At 40.4% G+C, this 23,073-nt stretch carries 19 protein-coding genes; 10 read left to right on the top strand and 9 right to left on the bottom strand.

Going from position 1 to position 23,073, the window contains the following annotated elements; all coding sequences use genetic code 11:
* Positions 1-34 precede the first annotated feature (34 nt).
* Positions 35-2,287: a transglycosylase domain-containing protein gene (locus ABXZ32_RS14855; protein WP_354619471.1), complete on the bottom strand. Its 2,253-nt coding sequence runs from the start codon at positions 2,285-2,287 to the stop codon at positions 35-37.
* Positions 2,288-2,451: 164 nt separating this feature from the next.
* Between ABXZ32_RS14855 and ABXZ32_RS14850 the strand changes: the two genes are divergently transcribed.
* Positions 2,452-3,222, top strand: a complete 771-nt coding sequence (locus ABXZ32_RS14850) for a S1/P1 nuclease (RefSeq protein ID WP_354619470.1) — start codon at positions 2,452-2,454, stop codon at positions 3,220-3,222.
* Positions 3,223-3,286: 64 nt separating this feature from the next.
* Here the strand turns inward: ABXZ32_RS14850 and ABXZ32_RS14845 are convergent, their stop codons facing one another.
* Both ABXZ32_RS14845 and ABXZ32_RS14840 read right to left on the bottom strand, forming a co-directional pair.
* Complete coding sequence (locus ABXZ32_RS14845) at positions 3,287-3,886, bottom strand: alpha-ketoglutarate-dependent dioxygenase AlkB family protein (protein WP_354619469.1); 600 nt, start codon at positions 3,884-3,886, stop codon at positions 3,287-3,289.
* Positions 3,886-4,758, bottom strand: coding sequence for an AraC family transcriptional regulator (locus ABXZ32_RS14840; protein WP_354619468.1), 873 nt, complete (start codon positions 4,756-4,758; stop codon positions 3,886-3,888). Before ABXZ32_RS14840 ends, ABXZ32_RS14845 begins: the two co-directional genes overlap by 1 nt.
* Positions 4,759-4,971: 213 nt before the next feature.
* On the opposite strand from ABXZ32_RS14840, the gene ABXZ32_RS14835 reads away from it, so the two are divergent.
* Positions 4,972-5,352 (top strand): hypothetical protein, encoded by a 381-nt coding sequence (locus tag ABXZ32_RS14835; protein ID WP_354619467.1) that lies wholly within the window; start codon positions 4,972-4,974, stop codon positions 5,350-5,352.
* 39 nt (positions 5,353-5,391) lie between these two features.
* Here ABXZ32_RS14835 and ABXZ32_RS14830 read toward each other — a convergent pair whose 3' ends face one another.
* The 4 genes from ABXZ32_RS14830 to htpG all read right to left on the bottom strand — a co-directional run bounded on the left by ABXZ32_RS14830 (position 5,392) and on the right by htpG (position 10,322).
* Positions 5,392-7,188: a DUF885 domain-containing protein gene (locus ABXZ32_RS14830; RefSeq protein ID WP_354619466.1), complete on the bottom strand. Its 1,797-nt coding sequence runs from the start codon at positions 7,186-7,188 to the stop codon at positions 5,392-5,394.
* A 118-nt stretch (positions 7,189-7,306) separates the two neighbouring features.
* The gene (locus ABXZ32_RS14825; RefSeq protein ID WP_354619465.1) at positions 7,307-7,939 is read right to left on the bottom strand and encodes an MOSC domain-containing protein; all 633 of its coding nucleotides are present in this window, start codon (positions 7,937-7,939) and stop codon (positions 7,307-7,309) included.
* 63 nt (positions 7,940-8,002) lie between these two features.
* Positions 8,003-8,362, bottom strand: a complete 360-nt coding sequence (locus tag ABXZ32_RS14820) for a DoxX family protein (RefSeq protein ID WP_354619464.1) — start codon at positions 8,360-8,362, stop codon at positions 8,003-8,005.
* Positions 8,363-8,435: 73 nt separating this feature from the next.
* A complete protein-coding gene (gene htpG / locus ABXZ32_RS14815) occupies positions 8,436-10,322 on the bottom strand; it encodes a molecular chaperone HtpG (RefSeq protein WP_354619463.1) in 1,887 nt (628 codons plus the stop codon).
* Positions 10,323-10,682: 360 nt separating this feature from the next.
* On the opposite strand from htpG, the gene ABXZ32_RS14810 reads away from it, so the two are divergent.
* Positions 10,683-11,342: a TetR family transcriptional regulator C-terminal domain-containing protein gene (locus ABXZ32_RS14810; RefSeq protein WP_354619462.1), complete on the top strand. Its 660-nt coding sequence runs from the start codon at positions 10,683-10,685 to the stop codon at positions 11,340-11,342.
* A gap of 65 nt (positions 11,343-11,407) precedes the next feature.
* Positions 11,408-12,715, top strand: coding sequence for an ABC1 kinase family protein (locus ABXZ32_RS14805; RefSeq protein WP_354619461.1), 1,308 nt, complete (start codon positions 11,408-11,410; stop codon positions 12,713-12,715).
* A 33-nt stretch (positions 12,716-12,748) separates the two neighbouring features.
* Here ABXZ32_RS14805 and ABXZ32_RS14800 read toward each other — a convergent pair whose 3' ends face one another.
* Complete coding sequence (locus ABXZ32_RS14800) at positions 12,749-15,196, bottom strand: alpha/beta hydrolase family protein (protein ID WP_354619460.1); 2,448 nt, start codon at positions 15,194-15,196, stop codon at positions 12,749-12,751.
* Between the two features lie 281 nt (positions 15,197-15,477).
* Between ABXZ32_RS14800 and ABXZ32_RS14795 the strand changes: the two genes are divergently transcribed.
* Positions 15,478-16,485, top strand: a complete 1,008-nt coding sequence (locus ABXZ32_RS14795) for a 3-oxoacyl-ACP synthase III family protein (RefSeq protein WP_354619459.1) — start codon at positions 15,478-15,480, stop codon at positions 16,483-16,485.
* A 213-nt stretch (positions 16,486-16,698) separates the two neighbouring features.
* A complete protein-coding gene (locus tag ABXZ32_RS14790; RefSeq protein WP_354619458.1) occupies positions 16,699-17,058 on the top strand; it encodes a CoA-binding protein in 360 nt (119 codons plus the stop codon).
* 19 nt (positions 17,059-17,077) lie between these two features.
* Here ABXZ32_RS14790 and ABXZ32_RS14785 read toward each other — a convergent pair whose 3' ends face one another.
* Positions 17,078-18,538 (bottom strand): sodium:solute symporter, encoded by a 1,461-nt coding sequence (locus ABXZ32_RS14785; protein ID WP_354619457.1) that lies wholly within the window; start codon positions 18,536-18,538, stop codon positions 17,078-17,080.
* 66 nt (positions 18,539-18,604) lie between these two features.
* Between ABXZ32_RS14785 and recR the strand changes: the two genes are divergently transcribed.
* The 4 genes from recR (at position 18,605) to ABXZ32_RS14765 (ending at position 23,001) form a co-directional block, all read left to right on the top strand.
* Positions 18,605-19,225, top strand: coding sequence for a recombination mediator RecR (gene recR / locus ABXZ32_RS14780; RefSeq protein ID WP_354619456.1), 621 nt, complete (start codon positions 18,605-18,607; stop codon positions 19,223-19,225).
* Between the two features lie 95 nt (positions 19,226-19,320).
* Positions 19,321-20,670 carry a dihydrolipoamide acetyltransferase family protein gene (locus ABXZ32_RS14775; RefSeq protein ID WP_354619455.1) on the top strand — a complete coding sequence of 450 codons (1,350 nt, stop codon included), beginning with the start codon at positions 19,321-19,323 and terminating at the stop codon, positions 20,668-20,670.
* A gap of 312 nt (positions 20,671-20,982) precedes the next feature.
* On the top strand, positions 20,983-22,128 hold the full coding sequence (locus ABXZ32_RS14770; protein WP_354619454.1) for a hypothetical protein: 1,146 nt from the start codon (positions 20,983-20,985) through the stop codon (positions 22,126-22,128).
* Between the two features lie 96 nt (positions 22,129-22,224).
* Positions 22,225-23,001 (top strand): exonuclease domain-containing protein, encoded by a 777-nt coding sequence (locus tag ABXZ32_RS14765; RefSeq protein ID WP_354619489.1) that lies wholly within the window; start codon positions 22,225-22,227, stop codon positions 22,999-23,001.
* The last annotated feature ends 72 nt before the right edge of the window (positions 23,002-23,073 follow it).

The following is a 23,073-nucleotide window of genomic DNA, read 5'->3' as shown; positions in this document are numbered from 1 at the left end:
CAAAATTAAAATACTGAATTACAGTGTTTTATTATTAATTGCTGTTGTTCTTGAACTTTTTCGTTTTTGTTTTATTGGGGTTTTTGAAGAGGCGTTTAAAAAATCCATCCCTTTTGACTGGTTCACAATCCAATTGATCCAATACTGATCGGCTCGGGTTTTCGAAACGAGCCTGTGTAATACTATTAAATTGTTTTTCCTTGTTCAATTTCTGCAACCACAAGGCAAAAATTGGTAATGCCGCATTGGCTCCCTGACCTAAACTGGTGCTTTTAAAGCCAATTTCATAGGTGTCCAATCCTACCCACGTGATACTTACAAGCTTAGGGGTAATTCCAACAAACCAAGCATCCTTATTGTTTTGGGTGGTACCTGTTTTACCGGCTATGGCATTGGGCAAGTTGTATTTTGATCTAATTCTGGCTGCAGTTCCTTTATCAACAGTTGCTTTCATCATTTCCAACAGCAACATGCCGGTTTCTTTTGAGAAGGCAGGTTGCTTTGCGATGACGGGTTGAAAGTTTGCCAAAATAGAGTCTTTGGTATTGGCAATATGGGTAATGGCAAATGGGGTTACGGATTTGCCAGCGTTTACGTAACTGGCATAGGCCCCGATAAGCTCGTTGATTTTTATTTCAGCGGTACCCAGTGCAAGAGACGGAAGGTGAGGCAGGTTGCTCGTTATTCCCATCTTTTTGGCTTGTCCGATAACATTGGGGATGCCGGTTTCTTCCAACACTTTAACAGCCACCGTATTTATGGAATTGCTCAAGGCCTGTTCCATAGAATAATTGAGATAGGTCTCATCTTCCTTTCCCGAATTGCTGGGAGACCAACCTTCCAAATTATCATAGGCAACCTCTTGGGCGGAAAAATAGGTACAAGGCGCAATTCCTTTTTCTATGGCAGCGGTATAGACGATAGGTTTAAAAGTAGACCCTACCTGTCTTTTACTTTGGGAAATATGGTCGTACTTAAAATATTTAAAATTCACACCGCCGATCCAAGTTTTTACCGCTCCGGTAGTCGGATCTATGGACAAGGATCCGGTATTTAGGAATTTCATATAATGCTGAATACTGTCCATGCTACTTGCCTGGAGGGTCTTTTCTCCTTCCCAGTCCATCAACGTCATCGTATGTTTCTTTTTAAGGCTGTCCAGGATTTGTTCTTTACTCAGTCCCATCCGTTCTAAACTTCTGTAGACAGGGGAATTTTGAATTTTTTTCTGGATCAGTTTGGTGTCTTTTAGCCATGGCGCATTGGATCCATAACTTTTTTCAAAGCTTTGTTGTAACGCCTTCATATGTTCTGTCATAGCCTCTTCTGCCAATACCTGCATTTTATAATCCAAGGTGGTGTAAATTTTCAGGCCAGATGTGTAGATATTGTACTCTTCTCCATTGGCGTTTTGTTCTTTTACCCATTGCAGGAGCTGTTTCCTCACCTCTTCCCTAAAATAGGGTGCTATTCCATCGTTGTGGTCAAATTCCCTGTAATCTAATTTTGTGGGAAGTTCTGAGAGGGAATCTTTTTGTGCTTTGGTCAGATAGGAATTGTTGGCCATGGCCTGTAAAACCAAGTTCCGCCTGTTGAGGCTGTTCTCCGGAAATACCCTCGGATTGTACCCATAGGTGGCTTTGAGCATCCCTACAAGGGTGGCAGCCTCCTCTACCTTTAGGTCTTTCGCTTTCTTATTGAAAAATTTTAGGGAGGCACTTTTAATTCCAAATGTATTGTCACCAAAGGAAACGGTATTTAGGTAAAGGGTAATCAATTCCTCCTTAGAGTAAAGATCTTCCAGCCTAGAGGCTACCATCATTTCCTTTACCTTGTCCACTGCTAAACGCACTTTACCGTTGGGGACTCTTGGATAGAGGTTTTTGGCCAGTTGTTGGGTAAGGGTGCTTCCACCACCTGCCGACTGGTCTTGTAATAGTATGGTCTTAAATATAACCCTCAACAAACTGGTGTAGTCAATTCCGTGATGGCCATAAAAACGTTCATCCTCAATGGCTACCAAGGCATCTATCAGGTGTTGGGGCAGGTCATTGTACGTAATCGGTTGCCGATCAAACAAATAATATTTTCCAATAAGCACACTGTCGGCCGTATACACCTCAGAAGCCCTTTGGTAATTAAATTCTGAAAGGTCTTTTTTGGATGCAACTTTTCCCCATGCGCCTACATAGATGCTTAGGAGAAATATAACTAGAACTAGTGCCAGTCCCACTATAATTCGGACGGCAATTTTAAGCACCTTATTTATTATTGGTTTGGAAATCAATCTATTAAATTTTTATGTCGCAAGATGGCGCAAAAAACGCAAAATCCTTAGACTATTAACAATACCTTAATGTATGATTCTCTATTTTTGTCCAAAGGTATAGTGTCACCTCACATAGATGTGCTACTATTACATATTTTCTTAATTCGATAACAAAACAAAGCATGAAAAAACTCACTTTTTTGGTATTCTTGGTAGTCCAATTCTCTTTTGGTAATGATATCTTCTGGGGTAAAACAGGACACAGAACCGTAGGGGAAGTTGCTTCACAACATCTTACCGGGAAGGCAAAGAGAGCTATAAAGGAGATCTTAAAAGGAGAAAGTTTAGCGCTGGTTTCCAACTATGCAGATGATATTAAATCGGATCGTAGCTATTCAAAGTTTGGACCATGGCATTACGTCAATTTTCCAATGGACAAAAAATATACTGATGTGGTCCCAAGCACCTATGGGGATTTGGTTAAGGGTATAGAAACCTGCATAGCTATAGTTAAGGATGAGAACAGTTCGGAGGAAGATAAGGCCTTTTATCTAAAAATGTTGGTACATTTTATTGGTGATCTCCATCAGCCACTACATGTTGGACGGGAAGAGGATAGAGGCGGTAACAATATTCAATTACAATGGTTTGGAAAAGGGACCAACCTGCACAGGGTTTGGGATAGTAATTTGATCGATGAATTTGGAATGAGCTATACAGAACTGGCAGGTAACCTGCATTCACTTTCCAAAAAGGAGCGCAAGGCTATCCAAGAGGGAGATTTATATGATTGGGTGGAAGAATCCCAAGAATTGGCAAAAGAAGTTTATGGCTCTGTTGAGGTAGGCGAGAAGCTGGGATATGAATACAGTTATAAATATACCAATACCGTCCGCATGCAACTTCAAAAGGGCGGACTTCGTTTGGCAAAAGTATTGAACGATCTATTTTAATGTAGTCCAGCGCTGCGTTTCAGGCAGATCTTGATAATCTTTCTAAGAATATACCTTATGTTTCTCAAATGATCACCCTATAGGTAAGGTTGATGCGTTCTGATACAGGTTTGGCCGTTTTTGGTATTTGATGCAACCAGTGGTGTTGTGTTTCCCCTTTCATCAATAGGAGGCTGCCATGCTCCAATAACAATTTATGCTTTAATTCCTTCTGTCGTCTGTGCTTTAAATGGAAATAGCGTTCTTGTCCCAGAGTAATGGATGCTATTACCGGATTTTTTCCCAATTCCTTTTCGTTATCTGCGTGCCAGCCATTGCTATCCTTACCATCCCGGTAAAGATTTAAAAGGCAGGTTGTAAAACTGTTTTTTGTAATAACTTCTATCCTCTCTTTTATATCCAATAATTCCAAGGTAAAATCATGGGGTTGCATGGTGATATTGGAATAGGAATACGGTTTTCCATTTGTGCTGTATAGTGCAGTAAGCCTAGGCTGGGCGTGGGTCTTGCCAAAGATTTTAATTTCGTCCTGTTGCCATGGAACGCTATTTTTGAACACTTCAAAATAGGTGTCCGCTGCTTTGGAATCTAAAAAGTTGGGATAATAGGAGATGTCCGCATCAGGGAGTACCAGTTTCTGTGGCTCTGAAAACAAATTGCGCATTATTGTAATACGGCTTTTAATTGGTTGCGATACTCAGACGGGTTTTGGCCTGTGAAGGCCTTGAATAGTTTGTTGAAATGGGAAAAATTGTTGAATCCGCTTTCAAAACAGACGTCTGTAATGCTAATTGGTTTTTCTGCCAGTAATTTGGAGGCATGTACCAAACGATATTCATTTACAAACTGTGTAAACGTTTTATTGGTGATCTTTTTAAAATATCGGCAAAAGGAAGGCACGGTCATACTGGCCAAATCGGCCACCTCTTCCAAGGTAATCTCCTCTTTAAAATTAGTTTTAACGTGATTGAAGATGATATTGATCCTGTCATTGTCCTTTACCTCGGTCTCCAAAGAAAATCCTGCGGCATTCAACACCTTGAAATCTTGCGAATTCCCTAATTCATTCAAGATATTTAAAATGGAAAGCAAGCGCTGGAAATCTGACTGGTATTCCAGAATTTCCATTTTTTCCCCAATCTTACGTTTCGTATTGCCATTAAATGCAATACCCCCCTTGGCCATTTCAAATAGCTTTTGGATTTTTTTCATCTCAGGAATGCCAAAAAAATCGGTCCCTAAAAAATCAATTTTCATTTGAACAACAGTTTCACTGGTATTGCCAGTGAGTTTATCCGTAAAACCACAGTGTGGAAGATTGGAGCCAATTAATATAAGGTCGCCATCGGTATAATAGGACACGTGGCTACCTATTTGGCGCTTTCCACTACCCCCATTGACATAAACCAGTTCCATTTCAGGATGATAATGCCAGATATGGTTTTTATTGGAAAGATTGGCATCAAATTTCTGATAGGTAAAAGAATGCCCAAAATCAGGTTCAATAGCTTCGAATGCCGGTTTCTGTTTCATCATAGAATTCACTTTCATCGTAAATTTAGAAAAGGTATTAATTTCAAATCCCGACAAAATTACCTAAAATATGTACTAAATTAACATTTGATATGTTATGCTTGTGTTAAAGGGGTAAAATAGCACATAAATAGGAGAAATGAGGTGTAGTGGGGGGAGGAGTATGGGCGTAAGTTTGCTGTATAAGTGATTTAGTAATCTTAAATCTAAAAAATTATGAAAAAAGCATTGAAAATTACAGCAGTATTGGCCTTTTTGTTAACTACAGTAACAGGTATGGCAAAAGAAGTTAAATCTGGTTTAATTCAAGTTAATGAGGTGAAACCTTTAGTTCTTAATTTGAATGCCAGCGAGATCATTAAGCCAACATTCCGCACAAAAGGAAAGATGGTATATATGAACCACTTAAGCCTTGATGGCAAAAGAGTACAAGTAAAGGTTCAAGATGAATTGGGGAATGTAATCTATGAAACTACGTTCAACGAGTCAATAATTGTAGAAAAGGCATTCAATTTTAAAAAAGCAAATGCTGGTCTTTACACAGTAATCCTTAAGGAAGGCAATAAGACCTATTACGAGAATGTCCTTGTAAAATAGTTTAGTTTAGAGTAAGTTAATTTTATTCCAAAAAAGGGGCTATTCAGCCCCTTTTTTATTGGATGATATCCACCCATTAATTTTGTCTTCCAAGAGGGCCAAAGGAACACATCCTGTTTCCAAAACTTGGTTGTGGAATTCTTTGATGTTAAAATCTTTTCCCATTTCCTTTTCTGCCCTGGCTCGTAGTTCCATTATTTTAAGCTGCCCTATCTTATAGGAAAGTGCCTGACCTGGATTGGCCATGTAGCGTTCTATTTCTGACGTAATCGCTTCTTCAGATTCTGCTTCATTATCCAATGAGTATTTGATGGCCTGTTCCCTGGTCCATCCTTTGGCATGAAGTCCTGTGTCCACAACCAACCTTACTGCCCTATGCATTTCAGCTCCCAACATTCCAAAATACTGGTAGGGATCCTGATATAGCCCTAATTCTTTGCCCAAAGACTCTGTGTACAAGGCCCATCCTTCACCATAGGCACTGTACCAAAGTGTTTTTCTAAACTTAGGTAAATCTTCGTTTTCCTGTGTCAGTGAAATTTGAAAGTGGTGTCCAGGAATGGCCTCGTGTAAGAATAGGTCTTCATCGGAGTACAAATTATACGCAGTTACATCTGGGATGGGGACATAGAAAACCCCTGGTCTGCTGCCGTCCAAAGAACCGGGATTGTATTCGGCACTGGCAGAAGCCTCTCTAAATGCCTCGGTACGGCGTATCTCAAATGGGGTTTTGGGTTGATTATCAAATAGCTGATCTACTTGCGGCTTCATTTTCGCATGGATGGCTTTAAAATTGTCTATGACCTGCTGTGGGTCTGTAAATGGCATCAATTCTTTTTTATTCCTGACATAATCAAAGAAAGCCTTAAGGTTGCCATCAAATCCAACTTGCTGCTTTACTTTCTCCATTTCCATAGAGATACGTTTTACTTCATCCAAACCTATTTGGTGGATTTCTTCGGCTGTCATATCCGTTGTTGTATACAGCTTTATGGAATAATCATAGTAGGCCTTTCCATCTGGGGTAGCTTCAATACCACTGGTATTACGGCCAGCAGCCAGATATTCAGAACCCATAAAGTCATAAAGTTTTTGATAGGCGGGAATAATCTTCTCGTTTATCATAACCGAATACGCATCTGTAAGTCTCTTTTTATCCACATCTTTGAAATCGTCCGGGAAATTCTTTACCGGTGAGAAAAATAAATGTTGGTCAAGGTCCTTGGTGGTTAATGTTTTTAATTGAGGTGCCACCTTTTTGATCAAGGATTTGGGAAGCACATACCCTTTTTCTATTCCTTCTCTCATACGCTCTTCAGCGGTGGCCATCCAAACCACATAACTGTCCAGCCTTTTTAGCCAATTCTCGTAATCTTTGACTGTCTTGAATGGCTGTGCACTTGTACCTCCCGCATATTGGCCCATGGTCAATTGTACGGTCCACATTTGATTGATAGGGGTGAGGTCTTCCCTAAACTCCATTCGTTCCAAATTCCTAGCACATTCCCATTCCAAGATGGCCTTGCTCATTTTTTCGCTATCGGAAAGCTCTGTATCCTTAATAGCGGCCAATGCATCCTTATATTTCTGGTAATAGGCTCTTTCCATGGCCTTATAATCCTCGGTCAGGAAGTTCAGGAAAATATCATTGTATCTATTGTCACCTTCCGAGGTGGCTTTAAGGGGGTATAATTTTAAACCATCTTCATGATAGTCGTTCAGTAAAGTTCCAAATGCCTCATTTTTAGCCATAGCATCTTCTTTTAGGGGTTCCGTTTTGTTTTTACAAGCCGTTAAGGCAAGGGCCCCAAAGAGCAGAATTAGATATTTTTTCATTTTACTATATATTTAGCAGTGGTTTCACATCTAAATTTAAGGATTTTTTAAGGTGTCAAATGCCTCAAACCGAACCTACTTTTAATGCAAAAGAATTTAATTCCCGTTATGGGGAAAGCTATACGTACTTTTCTAAACTTTCTCTCTTTTTTAAGGGTAAAGCCGTGTTATTGATGGCAAGGCGTAAGAGCTCACGGGATTTTTCTTTGGCAAACAAAAGGTCGTAAAACTGTTGGGTAGTTAAGCTGTTTTCAGACTGTTCTACCAAGACCATACTGTCGCCTTGAGAAACCAAGCCTTCCTCCAGAATTCTGACATAGGTTCCGGGATGGGATCTATCAATGAACTGTCTTATAATATTCTGGGTATTGAAACGGATCCCAAGCTTATAACAAGGTTCCCTAGGTTGGGAAATTTGCACCAATGCACCACCAAGGCTATAAATATCACCAATTCGTATTTGGGACTCCTCCAATCCTGCTATGGTGAGGTTTTCACCAAACATCCCCCAATCCCAGTCAAGATTGGGATACAATTTTTTCCAATATTCATATTCTTCTGCAGAAAAAAGGTAGCAGGCCTTATCCAGTCCGCCGTGGTACTTTCTATCCACGACAGTATCCTTTTCCACATCCGTTTTCCCGAGAAAAATGGGTTCTGCCGTTGGCGTTTTGAAAATTCCTGTTTTTTCTTCTTTTCCATTCCATGTAATCATGGTGCCCATACTTATATTGGTAGCAATTACTTTCATTGGAAATAAGTATTCATCCTTCTTGTTAAGGATACGTTTTTTTTTAATATGACCTTAAAGTTATTAAAACTGTAGGTACCACAAAGCCCAAAACATTAATACAAATTGCAGTGGGATACGGAAGACCAAAACCCATACCGGAATACCTGCAGCGGCTTTTTTGCCAGTCAGCATATAGAAATGGACCAGTAAGAATACGGCCAGCATAGCTATTATTCCGAAGATAGCGAGGTCTTTGGTTTCTTCAAAACAGAGTCCAATTGCCAAAATAATTTCAGCTAGTCCACTCAAGAACACCAGTAATTTATGGTTCGGGAGATATCTGGGCATTATTCTTAAATACGCCTTGGGTTTTATAAAATGCATGATGCCCGCAAAAAAGTACATTGCGGACATGAGATATAGATGCCATGGATAAATCATGGTATGAATATAATAATAAAAAAGGGACTGCTTTTCAAAGCAGTCCCTTTTTCCTAATAGAATTAAAATCGTGTTATTTGATGATTTCGTAACTTCTTTTGATGAAGTTGGTAAGTTCCTCACCTTTAAGCAATCCTTTTGACAAACGGGCCAGATCCAAAGATTGATTGATCAATCGCTCTTTCTTCTTTGCCGTTTTGGTATTTAGGATCTCATTGACTAGATCGGAATTGGTGTTTACAATCAGATTGTACATTTCTGGCATATTGCTCATCCCGAACATTCCACCACCACCGGTCTGTTGCATTTCTTTCATCCTTCTTAAAAACTCTGGTTCAGTAATAATGAATGGTGCCGCAGCACTGTCCATTGCCTCTAATTGAACGGTATAGCTTTTATTTTGGATGACCTCTTCCAATACAGTCTTTAATTGCTCTTTTTCCTCTTCGGATAATTTAGAGATTTGGGTATCCTCCTTTTTAATCAGGTTGTCCAAATGATCGGCATCAACCCTTGCAAAGGATACATTTTCTTTGGAAGTCTCTAATTTCTGCATCAAGTGCGATACAATTGGAGAATCTAACAACAAGACCTCAAAACCTCTGGCCTTGGCAGTTTCTATATAACTGTGTTGTGCTTCTTTGTTTGATGCATAAAGGATTACCAATTTATCATCCTTATCGGTATGGTTGTCCTTTAATTTTTCCTGTAATTCTTCAAATGTATAGAAGTTGCCATCCACGGTTGGGTAGAGCGCAAATTTGTCTGCCTTTTCGAAGAATTTATCTTCCGATAGCATCCCGTACTCTATCACGATCTTGATATCGTTCCATTTAGCCTCAAAATCCTCTCTATTGTTCTTGAACAGGGAGGATAGCTTATCTGCCACTTTTCTAGTGATGTAAGAAGCTATCTTTTTAACTGCACCATCTGCCTGTAAGTAAGAACGGGAAACGTTCAAAGGAATATCTGGTGAATCGATAACTCCTCTCAACATGGTAAGGAATTCCGGTACGATACCTTCTACATTATCCGTAACAAATACCTGATTTTGGTATAACTGTATACGATCTTTTTGAACGTTGAGGTCGTTTGTCAATTTTGGGAAGTAAAGAATCCCCGTAAGGTTAAAAGGATAATCTACATTCAAATGTATGTGGAAAAGGGGCTCTTCAAATTGCATTGGATAGAGTTCCCTGTAAAATCCTTTATAATCCTCATCTTTAAGATCGGCCGGCATTTTTGTCCAGGCCGGATTTGGATTGTTGATGATGTTGTCCACCTCTTGGGTAGGAGCCTTGTCTTCTTCTTTTGCACCTTCTGGTTTGGGAAGGGTTTCTGTTTTGGTTCCAAATTTAATCGGAACCGGCATAAACTTGTTGTATTTGCTCAAAAGCTCAGAAATCCTATTCTTTTCCAAGAACTCTGTAGAGTCCTCGGCAATATGAAGGATGATCTCAGTTCCGCGTTCTGTTTTATCACTTGGTTCCAAAATAAAGTTCGGAGAACCGTCACATGTCCAATGGGCCGCTGGCTCATCTTTATAGCTCTTGGTGATGATCTCTACTTTTTCTGCCACCATAAAGGCTGAGTAAAAACCTAGACCGAAATGACCAATGATTCCAGAATCCTTTGCAGAATCCTTGTACTTGTCCAAAAATTCCTCGGCACCCGAAAAGGCCACCTCATTGATATATTTCTGAACCTCTTCCTCGGTCATCCCCAAACCTTGATCGATAATATGGAGCTTTTTCCCCTCTTTATCAATTTTGATTTCAATGATTGGGTTGCCATATTCCACTTTCGTCTCACCTATTGTAGTAAGGTGCTTTAACTTTAAAGTTGCATCTGTGGCATTTGACACCAATTCCCGTAAAAATATTTCATGATCGCTGTATAAGAATTTCTTAATCAACGGAAATATGTTTTCAACGGACACATTAATCTTACCTGTAGCCATATTTTGAAATAGTTTTAAATTTTATGTAGAACCTATGTCAAAAAAAATACCATACTGTGCATTAGTGACAAACTGACACATAGCGAAGGATGAATATGGTCATTCTAAAATATTAACAAATTATTTTGTTTAAATATTTGCATCAATAACTAAACAATTATTATATTTGTAGTGTTACAGGGAAAAAATGCTATGAAAAAGAATTATTTCTGTAACAAGTTTGTTTATTTATTGGTTAGGTTGTTTAAAAAGCGTGTTCACTCGAACACGCTTTTTTTTATGAATTCTAATCATTTCATATATGTTTAACACATTTTTGTTTAAATAATAGTATTTTTGTATAAACAAAATAACATCCCTATGCCAGCAAAAGCGAATACTAAGAAAATAACGGAAGATGCCATTATAGGTGCATATATGGATTATGTCCTGGAGCATGAGGTAGTGCCTAAGTCCATCTATAAATTTTGTAAGGCCAATAAGATAAAGGAAGAAGAATTTTATAAATTTTTCGGATCTGTGGAGGGCTTGCAAAAAGCAATTTGGACCACCTTCTATAATAATACAGAAGCGTTGATCAAAAAGAATGAAGATTTTGATTCCTTTTCTAACAAGGACAAAATGCTCACTTTCTTCTTTACCTTTTTCGAATTGTTGACCCTAAATAGGAGTTATGTGCTTTTTTCGTTAAATGAAAATAAGAACATGCTCAAAAATATGGAACAATTAAAAGGTCTCCGCCAGCATATAAAATCGTTCGCAACGGATTTGATAGAAGAGGGGAATGCCAATAAGACTTCTAAACTAACACAACATCCTCCTAAATTATTTTCTGAAGGGGCATGGTTACAGTTCCTTTTCCTATTGAAATTCTGGATGGATGATTCTTCCCCTGCATTTGAAAAAACAGACTTGGCCATTGAAAAGTCGGTCACCACTATTTTTGATCTTTTTGATAACACCCCCCTGGAAAACATCCTGGACTTTGGAAAATTTCTGTACAAAGAGAACTTTTCATAAATGCACCTAGATTGAAAGTTGTATTCCTAACCCCTTGGCTTTAAAAGGCCTTTAAAACATATTGCATGAAAACATTGGATAGAATTCCTACTGGAAAAATAGAAAGAGCTGGAAAATTGGTTAAAACTGGGGTAAAAGTCGGGGGAAACTACGTGAAGTATTACAGCAAGAAATTGGTGGATCCATCAATGACCAAGGACGAGCTAAATGAAGATAATGCGGGTGATATTTACGATGGTTTAAAGAGCCTAAAGGGAAGTGCCCTAAAAGTCGCCCAAATGTTGAGTATGGAGAAAAGCCTATTGCCCAGTGCGTATGTTGAGAAATTCTCCCTATCTCAATTTTCTGTTCCTCCCTTGTCGGCCCCGTTGGTGAGAAAGACTTTTAAAAAATACCAGGGGAAATATCCCGAGGAGATTTTCGACGAATTTGAAAAGGACTCCATTAATGCCGCGAGCATTGGGCAGGTACACAAGGCGGTAAAGGACGGTAGGAAATTGGCTGTGAAAATCCAATATCCTGGCGTAGCCGAAAGTATCAGCAGTGATCTGGCATTGGTGAAACCAGTAGCGATCCGTATGTTCAATTTAAAAGGAAAGGATTCCGATAAATATTTCAAGGAAGTTGAAAACAAATTGATAGAAGAGACAAATTATATATTGGAGCTGAAGCAGAGCAGGGAAATTACGGAAGCCTGTGGCAATATCCCCAATATGGAGTTTCCAAGATATTATGGAGCGCTTTCAAGTGAGCGGATACTTACTATGGATTGGATGCAGGGCAAACACCTGAGTGAGTTTACAAAAACCAATTTTGATGAAGGATTGGGTAATAAATTAGGGCAGGCCCTCTGGGATTTTTATATGTTCCAAATCCATGGCTTGAGAAAAGTACATGCGGACCCGCATCCCGGTAATTTTTTGGTCAGTGAAAGGGAAACCTTGATCGCCATAGATTTTGGCTGTATCAAAGAGGTGCCCAATGAATTTTACATCCCTTATTTTGAGCTTGCCAAAAAGGAAAATATAGAGAATGATGTCATTTTTATGGAGAAGCTCTACGAATTGGAAATCTTATCGGAGACCGATTCTCCAGAGGAATTGAAATTCTTTAAGGCACTGTTCAAGGAATTGTTGACTATTTTTACATTACCCTTTAATGAAGAGCATTTTGATTTTGGGGCTGATGAATTTTGGACGAAGATCGCTAATTTAAGTGAACGCTATTCCAAGGATCCCCAGATACGGAAAATGAACGGCAACCGTGGTTCCAAACATTTTCTATATCTAAATAGAACCTTTTTTGGGCTGTACAATTTACTTCATGATCTCAAGGCCAAGGTAGTGGTCAATAATTTTAGACAATACATATAAAAAAAAGCCCCGAAAGTATTCGGGGCTTTTTTTTTAATCTTTCCCCATCAGAGGGGCTTCTATAATTTCTTCTTTTTGTTTTACGTATTTCTCCAGCCATTGGTCCTGTTCCCATAGTAGGTGCAAGATGCTTTCTTTGGCCCTGTAGCCATGACTTTCCTTTGGTAGCATCACCAACCTTACTGTTGCCCCCAAACCTTTTAAGGCATTAAAATAACGTTCGCTCTGCATAGGGTAAGTCCCGGAATTATTGTCTGCCTCCCCATGGGTCAAAAGCAATGGAGTTTTCATTTTATCGGCATGCATAAAGGGCGACATGGTGTAATACACTTCTGGGGCTTCCCAATAGTTCCGTTCTTCGCTCTGGAACCCAAAAGGGGTGAGCGTTCTATTGTAGGCGCCACTTCTGGCGATCCCCGCCGCAAATAGATCGGAATGGGAAAGTAGATTGGCCACCATAAAGGCACCATAACTGTGTCCGCCAACGGCCACTTTTGTTCTATCAATATATCCCATCTTATCCACGGCATCTATGGCAGCCTTTGCATTGGCTACTAATTGGGTCCTAAATGTGTCATTTGGCTGTGCGTCTCCCTCACCAATGATAGGAAAGGCGGCATCATCCAAAACCACGTAGCCTTTGGTGACCCAGTATATGGGGGAACTCCAGCTTGGATATGTAAATTCATTCGGATTTTGGGTATTCTGTGAAGCGCTGTTTTTGTCCTTAAATTCTCTGGGATAGGCCCATAAAATCATGGGCATTTTTTCCTTTTTTGCCTTGTCGTATCCAACAGGCAGGTATAGGGTCCCTGTTAATTCCAAGCCATCTTCTCTTTTATAGGTTACAACCTCCTTGTGTACATTTTGGATGCTTTTGAAGGGGTTTTCAAAAGCGGTGAGCTGCTGTGGTGCCTTTTTGCGCAACAGGCTTTTATAGTAGTAGTTTGGATATTCGCTTTTAGATTCAATGCGCACAAGAAGCTGGTCCTTTTCCGGGTGGTATTCCACCAAGGTCTCTTTTTTGTCCGTAAGGGTAGACTGGTAAAGTCGGGATGTTTCTTGGGAAACCAAGTTGATTTTGTCTACGAATGGGAACTGACCTTTTTCGGAAAATCCGTCCCCCATCAAAAAAGCGTTGTTCTTGCTGTCCAAGGCCAGAACATTTACCCCATACTCATTCCTTCTGGTCACAAATTCCCCGGGATCGTTGTATACATCTTGGTAATTACGGTCAGAAATTATAATTGGCTTTTCAGAAGGATTCGAAGGATTAAAAACATAGGCCTTTGTATTTCTGGTATTCCACCAACGGTCATAGGCTATAGCTAGTCCATCATTGCCCCATAGAATTCCACCAAACCTGTTGATGGTCTTTAGCAGGCTCTTGCCTTCTCCCTTGAAAGGGGCTTCTAACTGAAATACCTCGTCCCTAAATGCCACTTCGTTTTCAGGATCCCCTCCATCCAATACCTGGGCATAAATTAAGGAGGCAGGTTTGTCGTTTCTCCAGCTGATATCCCTCATCCCGGTACGTTCTGCCATAAATCCTTGGGGTAGATCCTCAATTAAAGGCACTTTTAGTACTTCCTGTACCAAGCTCCCATCGTTCTTATAAATAGTAGTGGTAGATGGGAATCTGTAATAAGGAACCAAATAGGAAAAGGGCCGGTCTATTGTCTCTGCCATAAGATAAGAACCGTCTGGAGAGAAACTTAAAGAACTGTACATATCTGGACCTTTCCATAAAGAGGCATTTCCGTTGAGGTCTACCTTGTGCAATTCTGATAGGGCCAGTTGTTCAAAGTTAAATTCGTCATTCGGATTTTTCAAAAGATCCTGGTAGGTCCTGTTCTGTGCCTTTTTTCCGTCATTTGAAGAAATGGTAGGTCCGACGGGAACGGCCTCGTTAATATTGACCAATGGCTTTCTGGCGGAAGGCAGCATTTTGACCAAGATAGCATTACCATCCTTGAACCAGTTGATAACGTCCCTCATGTTGGCATTTACATTGGCCTGGGTGATTTTTCTAACCGAAGTTTTCTCCAGATCCAAAACCCATACTTCCACGCCGGTTTTTGTGGTATTGGTCACCGCAATTTTTGACTGGTCCGGAGACCAGCTGAAATTTGCCAGCCTTGGGTTTTCGGGCAATCCACTGACCTGGGTTTCTTGGGAAGCGGAAGTAGGCTTTATTTTGATATTATTGTAGTAATTGGTGCGGCTTCCAATATTCGTTTTTGGGTTGATCCGGAGTCCTGCCAATCGTAATTCGTCTTCAGAAAGTTCTTCGATGGTCTTATAGGCATCCCTGTAGAGCATTACCATATGTTTGCCATTATCGGTAATCAGTACGGTAGGTGCCAAAGGGGCGTCAACTAATTTTAATATTTCCTCTGAAGGTTTCTGGTACGTTAAGCTTTCCTGTGAGTATCCCCAGAAAACAAAGAACATTAAAAGTAAGGGTAAGAATTTTTTCATGTACTAAACTTTAGATTAGTGTTAAATTTAAAGATGGTGAACAGCCACAACGTTTTGTGTGTTCCTCCGACAATTTACTAAATACACCTCCTTTTAAATGTTGTGAAAACGTTAAAACAAAGTAATGCGGTTGAATTTAATGATCGGACTGCGAAACAATTGAAATTTTAATCGACTTTATTTTATTTTTGTCTTTTATATGGAATGCCATCAATCTTTATTATATTGACAAACGGATATAGAAAAGCTTCATATTCCCGAAAAAACTAACAAACCTTAAGATGTACAATTCAAAAATAATAGGATTAGGGTACTATGTACCGGAAAATGTAGTGACCAACGATGATCTGTCCAAGCTTATGGATACCAATGACGCTTGGATTCAAGAGCGTACAGGAATCCAAGAGCGCAGACACGTTATAAAGGGAGAGGATACCACCACCTCTATGGGGGTAAAAGCCGCTAAGGTGGCCATTGAAAGGGCGGGAATTGATAAGGATGATATCGATTTTATCATTTTTGCCACCCTAAGTCCGGATTACTATTTTCCTGGTCCAGGAGTTTTGGTTCAGCGCGACCTAGATATTAAAACAGTAGGGGCGTTGGACGTTCGTAACCAATGTTCAGGTTTTGTCTATGCCGTATCCGTAGCAGATCAGTATGTGAAAACAGGGATGTATAAGAATGTTTTGGTCATTGGATCAGAGCTGCACTCCCACGGTTTGGACATGACTACACGGGGCAGGGGAGTTTCCGTAATTTTTGGGGATGGGGCAGGAGCTGCCATCATCAGTAGGGAAGAGGATACATCCAAAGGAATATTATCTACCCACCTACATTCAGAAGGCCAACATGCCGAGGAATTATCATTGATAGCTCCAGGAATGGGGAAACGTTGGGTCAACGATATCATTGCAGATAATGACCCCAATGACGAATCGTATTTTCCATATATGAACGGACAGTTCGTATTTAAAAATGCAGTGGTCCGTTTTAGTGAGGTGATCAAAGAGGGGCTTGAAAAAAACAACCTAAAAACCACAGATATAGATATGTTGGTGCCCCACCAGGCAAACCTTCGTATTTCCCAGTTTATTCAAAAGAAGTTTGGATTATCAGACGATCAGGTTTTCAATAATATTATGAAATATGGGAACACCACTGCTGCTTCCATTCCTATTGCTCTGACCGAGGCTTGGGAACAAGGCAAGATAAAAGAGGGGGATGTAGTTGTCCTTGCCGCTTTTGGTAGTGGATTTACCTGGGGCAGTGTTATTATTAAGTGGTAAGAATGTCATGGACTATTTGCAGAGAGATATTTAAAAGAAAACCCGAAGCAGATGCTCCGGGTTTCTTCATTGATAAGCCATACTAAACACTAACCATTAACTATAAAAATATAGTCTTATCAATGACTTGATTTCGAATTAGTCCCTCCCAAGGGACGAAAATTTTATTAAAAATTAGGTAACGTTAACATTATTTAACACTGATATTAACATATGAAGAAAACACTTGTTTTTGGTGCCTCGTTGAAACCAAATAGGTACAGTCATGTGGCTGTAAAACGCTTATTGGCCAATCAGATTGAAACAGAGGCTTTTGGACTGAAAGAAGGGCGAATCGATTCAGTTTCGATTAAGACCGACCTTAAGAATATCAATAATATACATACGCTGACCCTTTATATAGGACCGGAAAGACAGGTATCTTACTATGATGGTATTTTGGCCCTTTCCCCAAAAAGGGTGATTTTTAATCCGGGCACGGAAAATCCAGAACTATACGATCTTTTGGAAAAAGAGGGGATAGAGGTGGAAGTGGCCTGTACCTTGGTGCTATTGGGAACTGGTCAGTATTAATTTGAAATACTTGAATCAGTTATTCCTTGATTCGAATCAGCCACAACCCGAAAAAGGTCAATAGGCCATTTATGGGCAGTAATTCGTAACCTACCGCATAGCCTCCCAGGTATTCCATGGGAACATTGGCGATTCCTACAATGATCAGGACAGAGGCAATAGCTACCATCCAAACATACTGATCCATGATTTTGTACTTGGTAAAGATGCCAAAAGCGAATAAGCCCAGAAGAGGGCCATAAGTATAAGTGGCAACCGTAAGCAAGCCGTCTATAACATTTTTATCAAGGACATACTTGAAGATAATGATCACGATGATCAAAAGGATACTCATCCCAATATGGGTTTTCTTACGGATGCTTTTTTGAACGGCTTCCGGACGCTTCTCAATGTTCAAGAAATCCACACAGAAAGAGGTGGTCAAAGCGGTCAGGGCACTGTCGGCACTACTGTACGCCGCTGCAATAAGCCCTAGCATAAATGTGACGGCCACGGTAATTCCCAGGCCGTTGTTGAGCGCTATTTCCGGAAACAGTAAGTCGGACTTAGGAGAGCCGTCCATCAAAGGAATGGCGATGTTGAATTTGGCTGCGTATATAAAAAGAAGGGCACCCAATAGCAAAAATATAAAGTTCACGATAACAAGGACCACCGTAAAGGAGATCATATTCTTCTGTGCGTCCTTCAGGGATTTGCAGGTGAGGTTTTTTTGCATCATGTCCTGATCCAGTCCCGTCATACAAATGGTAATGAACATACCGCCAATGAACGATTTTACAAAGTGGGTCTTATTGAATAATGAGTCGGTAAAGAATATTTTATTGTACTGTTTCAATTCATCCGAAGCAAGGAATTCAGTGAAGGTCCACCCCATTTCCTGATTGATGAAATAGATGCACAATCCCACAGAAACAAGCATAAATAAGGTCTGCAAGGTATCGGTCCAAACAATGGTCTTGATCCCGCCTCTAAAGGTGTAGATCCAGATCAAGAGAATGGATAGGATCACGGTCACTTCAAATGGCACGTTCAGCTCATCAAAAACAAACTGTTGTAGCACAATGGCCACCAAAAAAAGTCGGAATGCCGAGCCAAGTACCCTGGATATAAAGAAAAAGAATGCCCCGGTCTTATAACTCACCTGTCCAAAACGTTGCCCCAAATACTCATAAATAGAGGTGACATTAAGTTTATAATAGATGGGCAGGAGGACATAGGCTATTACAAAATACCCTACGAGATACCCAAATACCACTTGCATATAGCTGAATTGGGAGGCTTCTACCCAACCTGGAACCGAAATAAAAGTAACCCCCGATAAGGAGGCTCCGACCATCCCAAAGGCCACCAAGAACCAAGGGGATTGCTTGCCAGCTTTAAAAAAGTCATTATTGGAATCATTTTTTCCGGTAAGATAGGAGATGAGTAAAAGCACTAAAAAATAACACCCAATGAGGATCAGGATATGCGTGGCGGTCATAAAAATAAATTTGCATCGCAAAGTACAAAAAGATAAAACATAAATCTAAAATCGTAATTTTGTCCTATGGAATTTTCTTCTAAACTTTTGGAAAATGCAGTTTATGAAATGTCACAATTGCCAGGTATTGGTAAACGGACTGCATTACGCCTTGTGTTACATATGTTAAAGCAGCCCAGTGAACAGACCTTAAGACTCACCTCTGCCCTGCAACGTGTAAGGAATGATATTAAGTTTTGTTCCAACTGTCATAACATTTCCGATGTGGTTTTGTGCGAGATTTGTGCCAATCCAAAAAGGGATGAAAGCCTGGTCTGTGTGGTAGAGGATATCAGGGATGTCATGGCCATAGAGAATACAGGACAGTATAAGGGACTCTACCATGTTTTGGGGGGGAAGATCTCTCCAATGGAGGGGATAGGACCACAGAATCTGACCATTTCATCTTTATTGACCAAAGTAAAGGAGGGCATCATAAAGGAGCTGATCTTTGCGCTGAGTTCTACTATGGAAGGCGATACAACCAATTTTTATATTTACAAACAGTTGGAAGGGACAGAGGTAAAAACATCTACTATTGCCCGAGGTATCGCTGTAGGCGATGAATTGGAATATGCAGATGAGGTCACCTTGGGGAGAAGTATTATAAACCGCATCCCTTTTGAGAATTCGTTAAAATCGTCCTAAGAAACAAACTAAAAAATAGGATTAATATAATTGTAAGGTCTTTTTTTTAGTATTTTTGCAAATTATTAAACCAAATAAGCATACAAAGTATCAATATGTCAAGATTCGAATTAAAATTGCCGCAGATGGGCGAAAGTGTTGCAGAGGCAACCCTGACCTCATGGTTAAAGGAAGTTGGTGATACCATTGAAATGGATGAAGCCGTTTTTGAGATAGCTACCGATAAGGTAGATTCCGAGGTTCCTAGTGAAGTGGATGGTGTTTTGGTAGAGAAATTGTTTAATATAGATGATGTGATCAAGGTGGGACAGACTGTCGCCATCATAGAGATCGCTGGGGACGGCCCGGATGATGATGAGGATGGCTCCGCAGCAAGCAAGGAGGAAGAAGTACCGCAACAAGTGGTGGAAGAATTGGAAGACCAAATGGTAGGGGCAAAGGAAACTACGGCCTCTCCTGCAATGGCTTTTGATGAGTCCGATAAATTTTATTCCCCTTTGGTAAAAAACATAGCTAAGCAAGAGGGGATTTCTGTTTCCGAACTGGATACCATAAATGGTACCGGGAAGGACAATAGGGTCACCAAAAATGATATTTTGGAATATGTAGAGAATAGGGCATCGGGCAAACAAGCCCCTGTTTCGGCTCCACAGCCTACAGCTACCAAACAAGAACAACCAGTTGCGGCCAAAATGGCCGAGGAGAAACCAAAAGCCGCCCCAGTACATGTTGGCAGTGGCGATGAGGTCATCCCAATGTCCCGTATGGGGAAACTTATTGCGCAGTATATGACCGCGAGTATTTCTACTTCGGCCCATGTGCAGAGTTTTGTGGAGGTAGACGTTACCAATGTGGTGAACTGGAGAAATAAAATGAAGAATGCTTTTGAAAAGAGGGAAGGAGAGAAACTTACGTTTACTCCTATCTTTATGGAAGCTATTGCCACGGCATTGAAGAAGTATCCAATGATGAATATTTCTTTGGATGGGGACAATGTTATTAAAAAGAAAAACATCAATTTGGGAATGGCAGCTGCCTTGCCAGATGGGAACCTTATTGTTCCGGTGATAAAAAATGCCGACCAATTGAATTTGGTGGGGATGGCGAAAGCGGTAAATGATTTGGCCAATAGAGCCAGGAACAATGCTTTAAAGCCAGACGAGATCAAGGAAGGCACATATACCGTAACCAATGTGGGGACGTTCGGCAGTGTATTTGGAACGCCAATTATCAATCAACCACAGGTAGGGATCATGGCCTTGGGAGCAATTCGCAAAATTCCTTCGGTTATTGAAACTCCAGAAGGGGATTTAATAGGTATCAGGAGTAAGATGTACCTTTCCCATAGTTATGACCACAGGGTGGTAAACGGAGCCTTGGGAGGTATGTTCGTCAAGGCCGTTGCCGATTATTTGGAGGCCTGGGATGTGAATAGGGAAGTATAGTAATTGTTGTTAATATATAATAAAATGCCCCAGTTTACTGGGGCATTTTTTGTTTCCAATACTTTTTATAAAAGCAAGGATTTGGACAGCTATAATTCTTACGTGGAAGGGGTTATTGGAATAATTTAACAAAGTTTTAGGGGGCATTTCGCTTGTCTTCTTCGTTTAAAGGGGCGTCAAACCCTATCTTTAGCGTATAAATAAAATAGTATTACTTTCATGATTTTTCCTCTTCCGATGAAGAAATGGCTCTGCCTTTTTTCAATTGTTCTACTGCCAATTACCCTTTTTTCTCAAAACGAATCCATAAAAATGTTCCTCGACTGCAATTGCGAGAAAAGGTACATTCAGCAGGAGATCGATTTTGTCAGCCATGTACGGGACCAAGGTCTGGCAAATGTGAAATTGTTTATTTACGACATTGCAAATGGGAGCGGGGGACGCACCTATAAATTAGAATTTACCGGAGCCGGTAGTTTTGAAGGTACTACGAATGGACTTTCCTTTGATTCTACGGCAAACATGTCCTCGGATGAGGTGCGAAAAGGTTTGTTGCAGCAAATAAAAACGGGGTTGTTAAAATATGTAATACAGTCTGATGTTGCCGATAAAATTGAATACAATATCTCCGTAGAAGGGATGAAGGATCGTCAAGACATAAATTTTGATGACCCATGGAACAATTGGATTTTTGAGGTTCGTGGCGAAGTGGACGTCAGTAGTGAGGCCAGTAGGAACCAGTTTAGGTACGAACTTGGTTTCGAAAGCGATCGGGTGACCGAAAAATGGCGTATCCGTGGCGATATGGAAATGAGCCGGTTCAGCAGTAGGTTTAAAAATGATGGAGAGGAGTTCACCAGCGAGCGCGAGCGCTACTCCGCAAGGGGTAGTATTGTGCGCAGTCTGTCGGATCATTGGTCTGCGGGTATCTTTGGGGGCGCGGTTCATAATACGTATACCAACCTGAACATCTCAACGGACTTCCGTCCCGCCATTGAGTACAACATATTTCCATATCGGGAGGTTTTGAGACGGGAAATAGTTTTTGCCTATAAAATCGGATTTATCTACAATGATTATATGGAGACCACCATCTTTGGAAAGGACAAGGAGTCTATTTTTAGCCATTCCATAGATGTAGGCCTACGTTTTAGGCAGCCATGGGGCAATGTGTTTACCCGGGTCACGGCCTCTACCTTTTTAAATGAATGGTCCAAGAACCGGTTGGAAATAGATAGTTATTTGTCTGTCCGTATCTTAAAAGGCCTGTCGGTGCGTTTTTCTGGGGATCTAAAATTGATTCAGGACCAGATCAACCTGCCGGCCGGCTCTGCATCCTTGGAGGATGTGTTGCTACAGCAAAAGCAGATAGCCACTAATTTTGAAGTTGGTTTCGGGGTTGGGATAAGCTATATTTTCGGCTCCGCCTTCAATAACATCATCAATACCCGACTGTGATATAAATAGGGGTTAATCTGGTATTGGTCGAATTAAAACGGTAATCTTTTTATCCTCTATTTCTAAAAACTATCTTTGTACAAATCATATAAAGGCATGCAATTAAACCTCACAAGGCCCATCTGTTTTTTCGACTTGGAAACAACAGGAATCAATGTGGCAAAGGACAGAATAGTAGAAATTTCTATTTTAAAAATATATCCCAACGGAAACAAGGAAAGTAAGACATGGTTGGTGAACCCAGAAATGCCAATTCCTGCAGAAGTTGTTGCCGTTCATGGTATTTCTGACGAAAAGGTGGCTAATGAGCCTACTTTTAAGGAGCTGTCCAAGGAAATTTACAGTATGATCAAGGATTGTGATCTTGGAGGGTTTAATTCGGATCGCTTCGATATTCCTTTGCTGGCAGAAGAAATGCTTCGGGCGGAAGTCGATTTTGATATGAAGAGTACTGTTTCTGTGGATGTTCAGACCATATTTCACAAAATGGAAAAAAGAACCCTAGCCGCCGCCTATAAGTTTTATTGTGATAAGGAACTGACCGATGCCCATAGTGCGGAAGCAGATACCAATGCAACCTATGAGGTGCTTTTGTCACAATTGGACCGCTATCCGGAATTGGAAAACAATATTAAAAAATTGGCCGAATTCTCAACGCACAGGCAATTTGTAGATTTTGCTGGTTTTATCGGACTGGATGAAGACGGAGAAGAAATTTTCTCCTTTGGGAAGCACAAAGGTAGAAAGGTGCATGATGTCCTGGAAAAAGAACCGGGGTATTTTGGTTGGATATTGAATGCCGATTTCCCATTGTATACCAAAAAGGTGCTCACCCAAATAAAACTGAGTAAGCTCAATAATAAATTAGGGTAAATAAAATCTTTGTCCTTATTTTGGCCAAAGCCCATTTTAAGATCAAAATGGGATTCCGTATTGTCAAAAATT

It is taken from the genome of Sediminicola luteus (genome assembly GCF_040566555.1).
Classification (GTDB): Bacteria; Bacteroidota; Bacteroidia; order Flavobacteriales; family Flavobacteriaceae; genus Sediminicola.
This window is presented reverse-complemented; position numbering and strand designations above follow the sequence as displayed.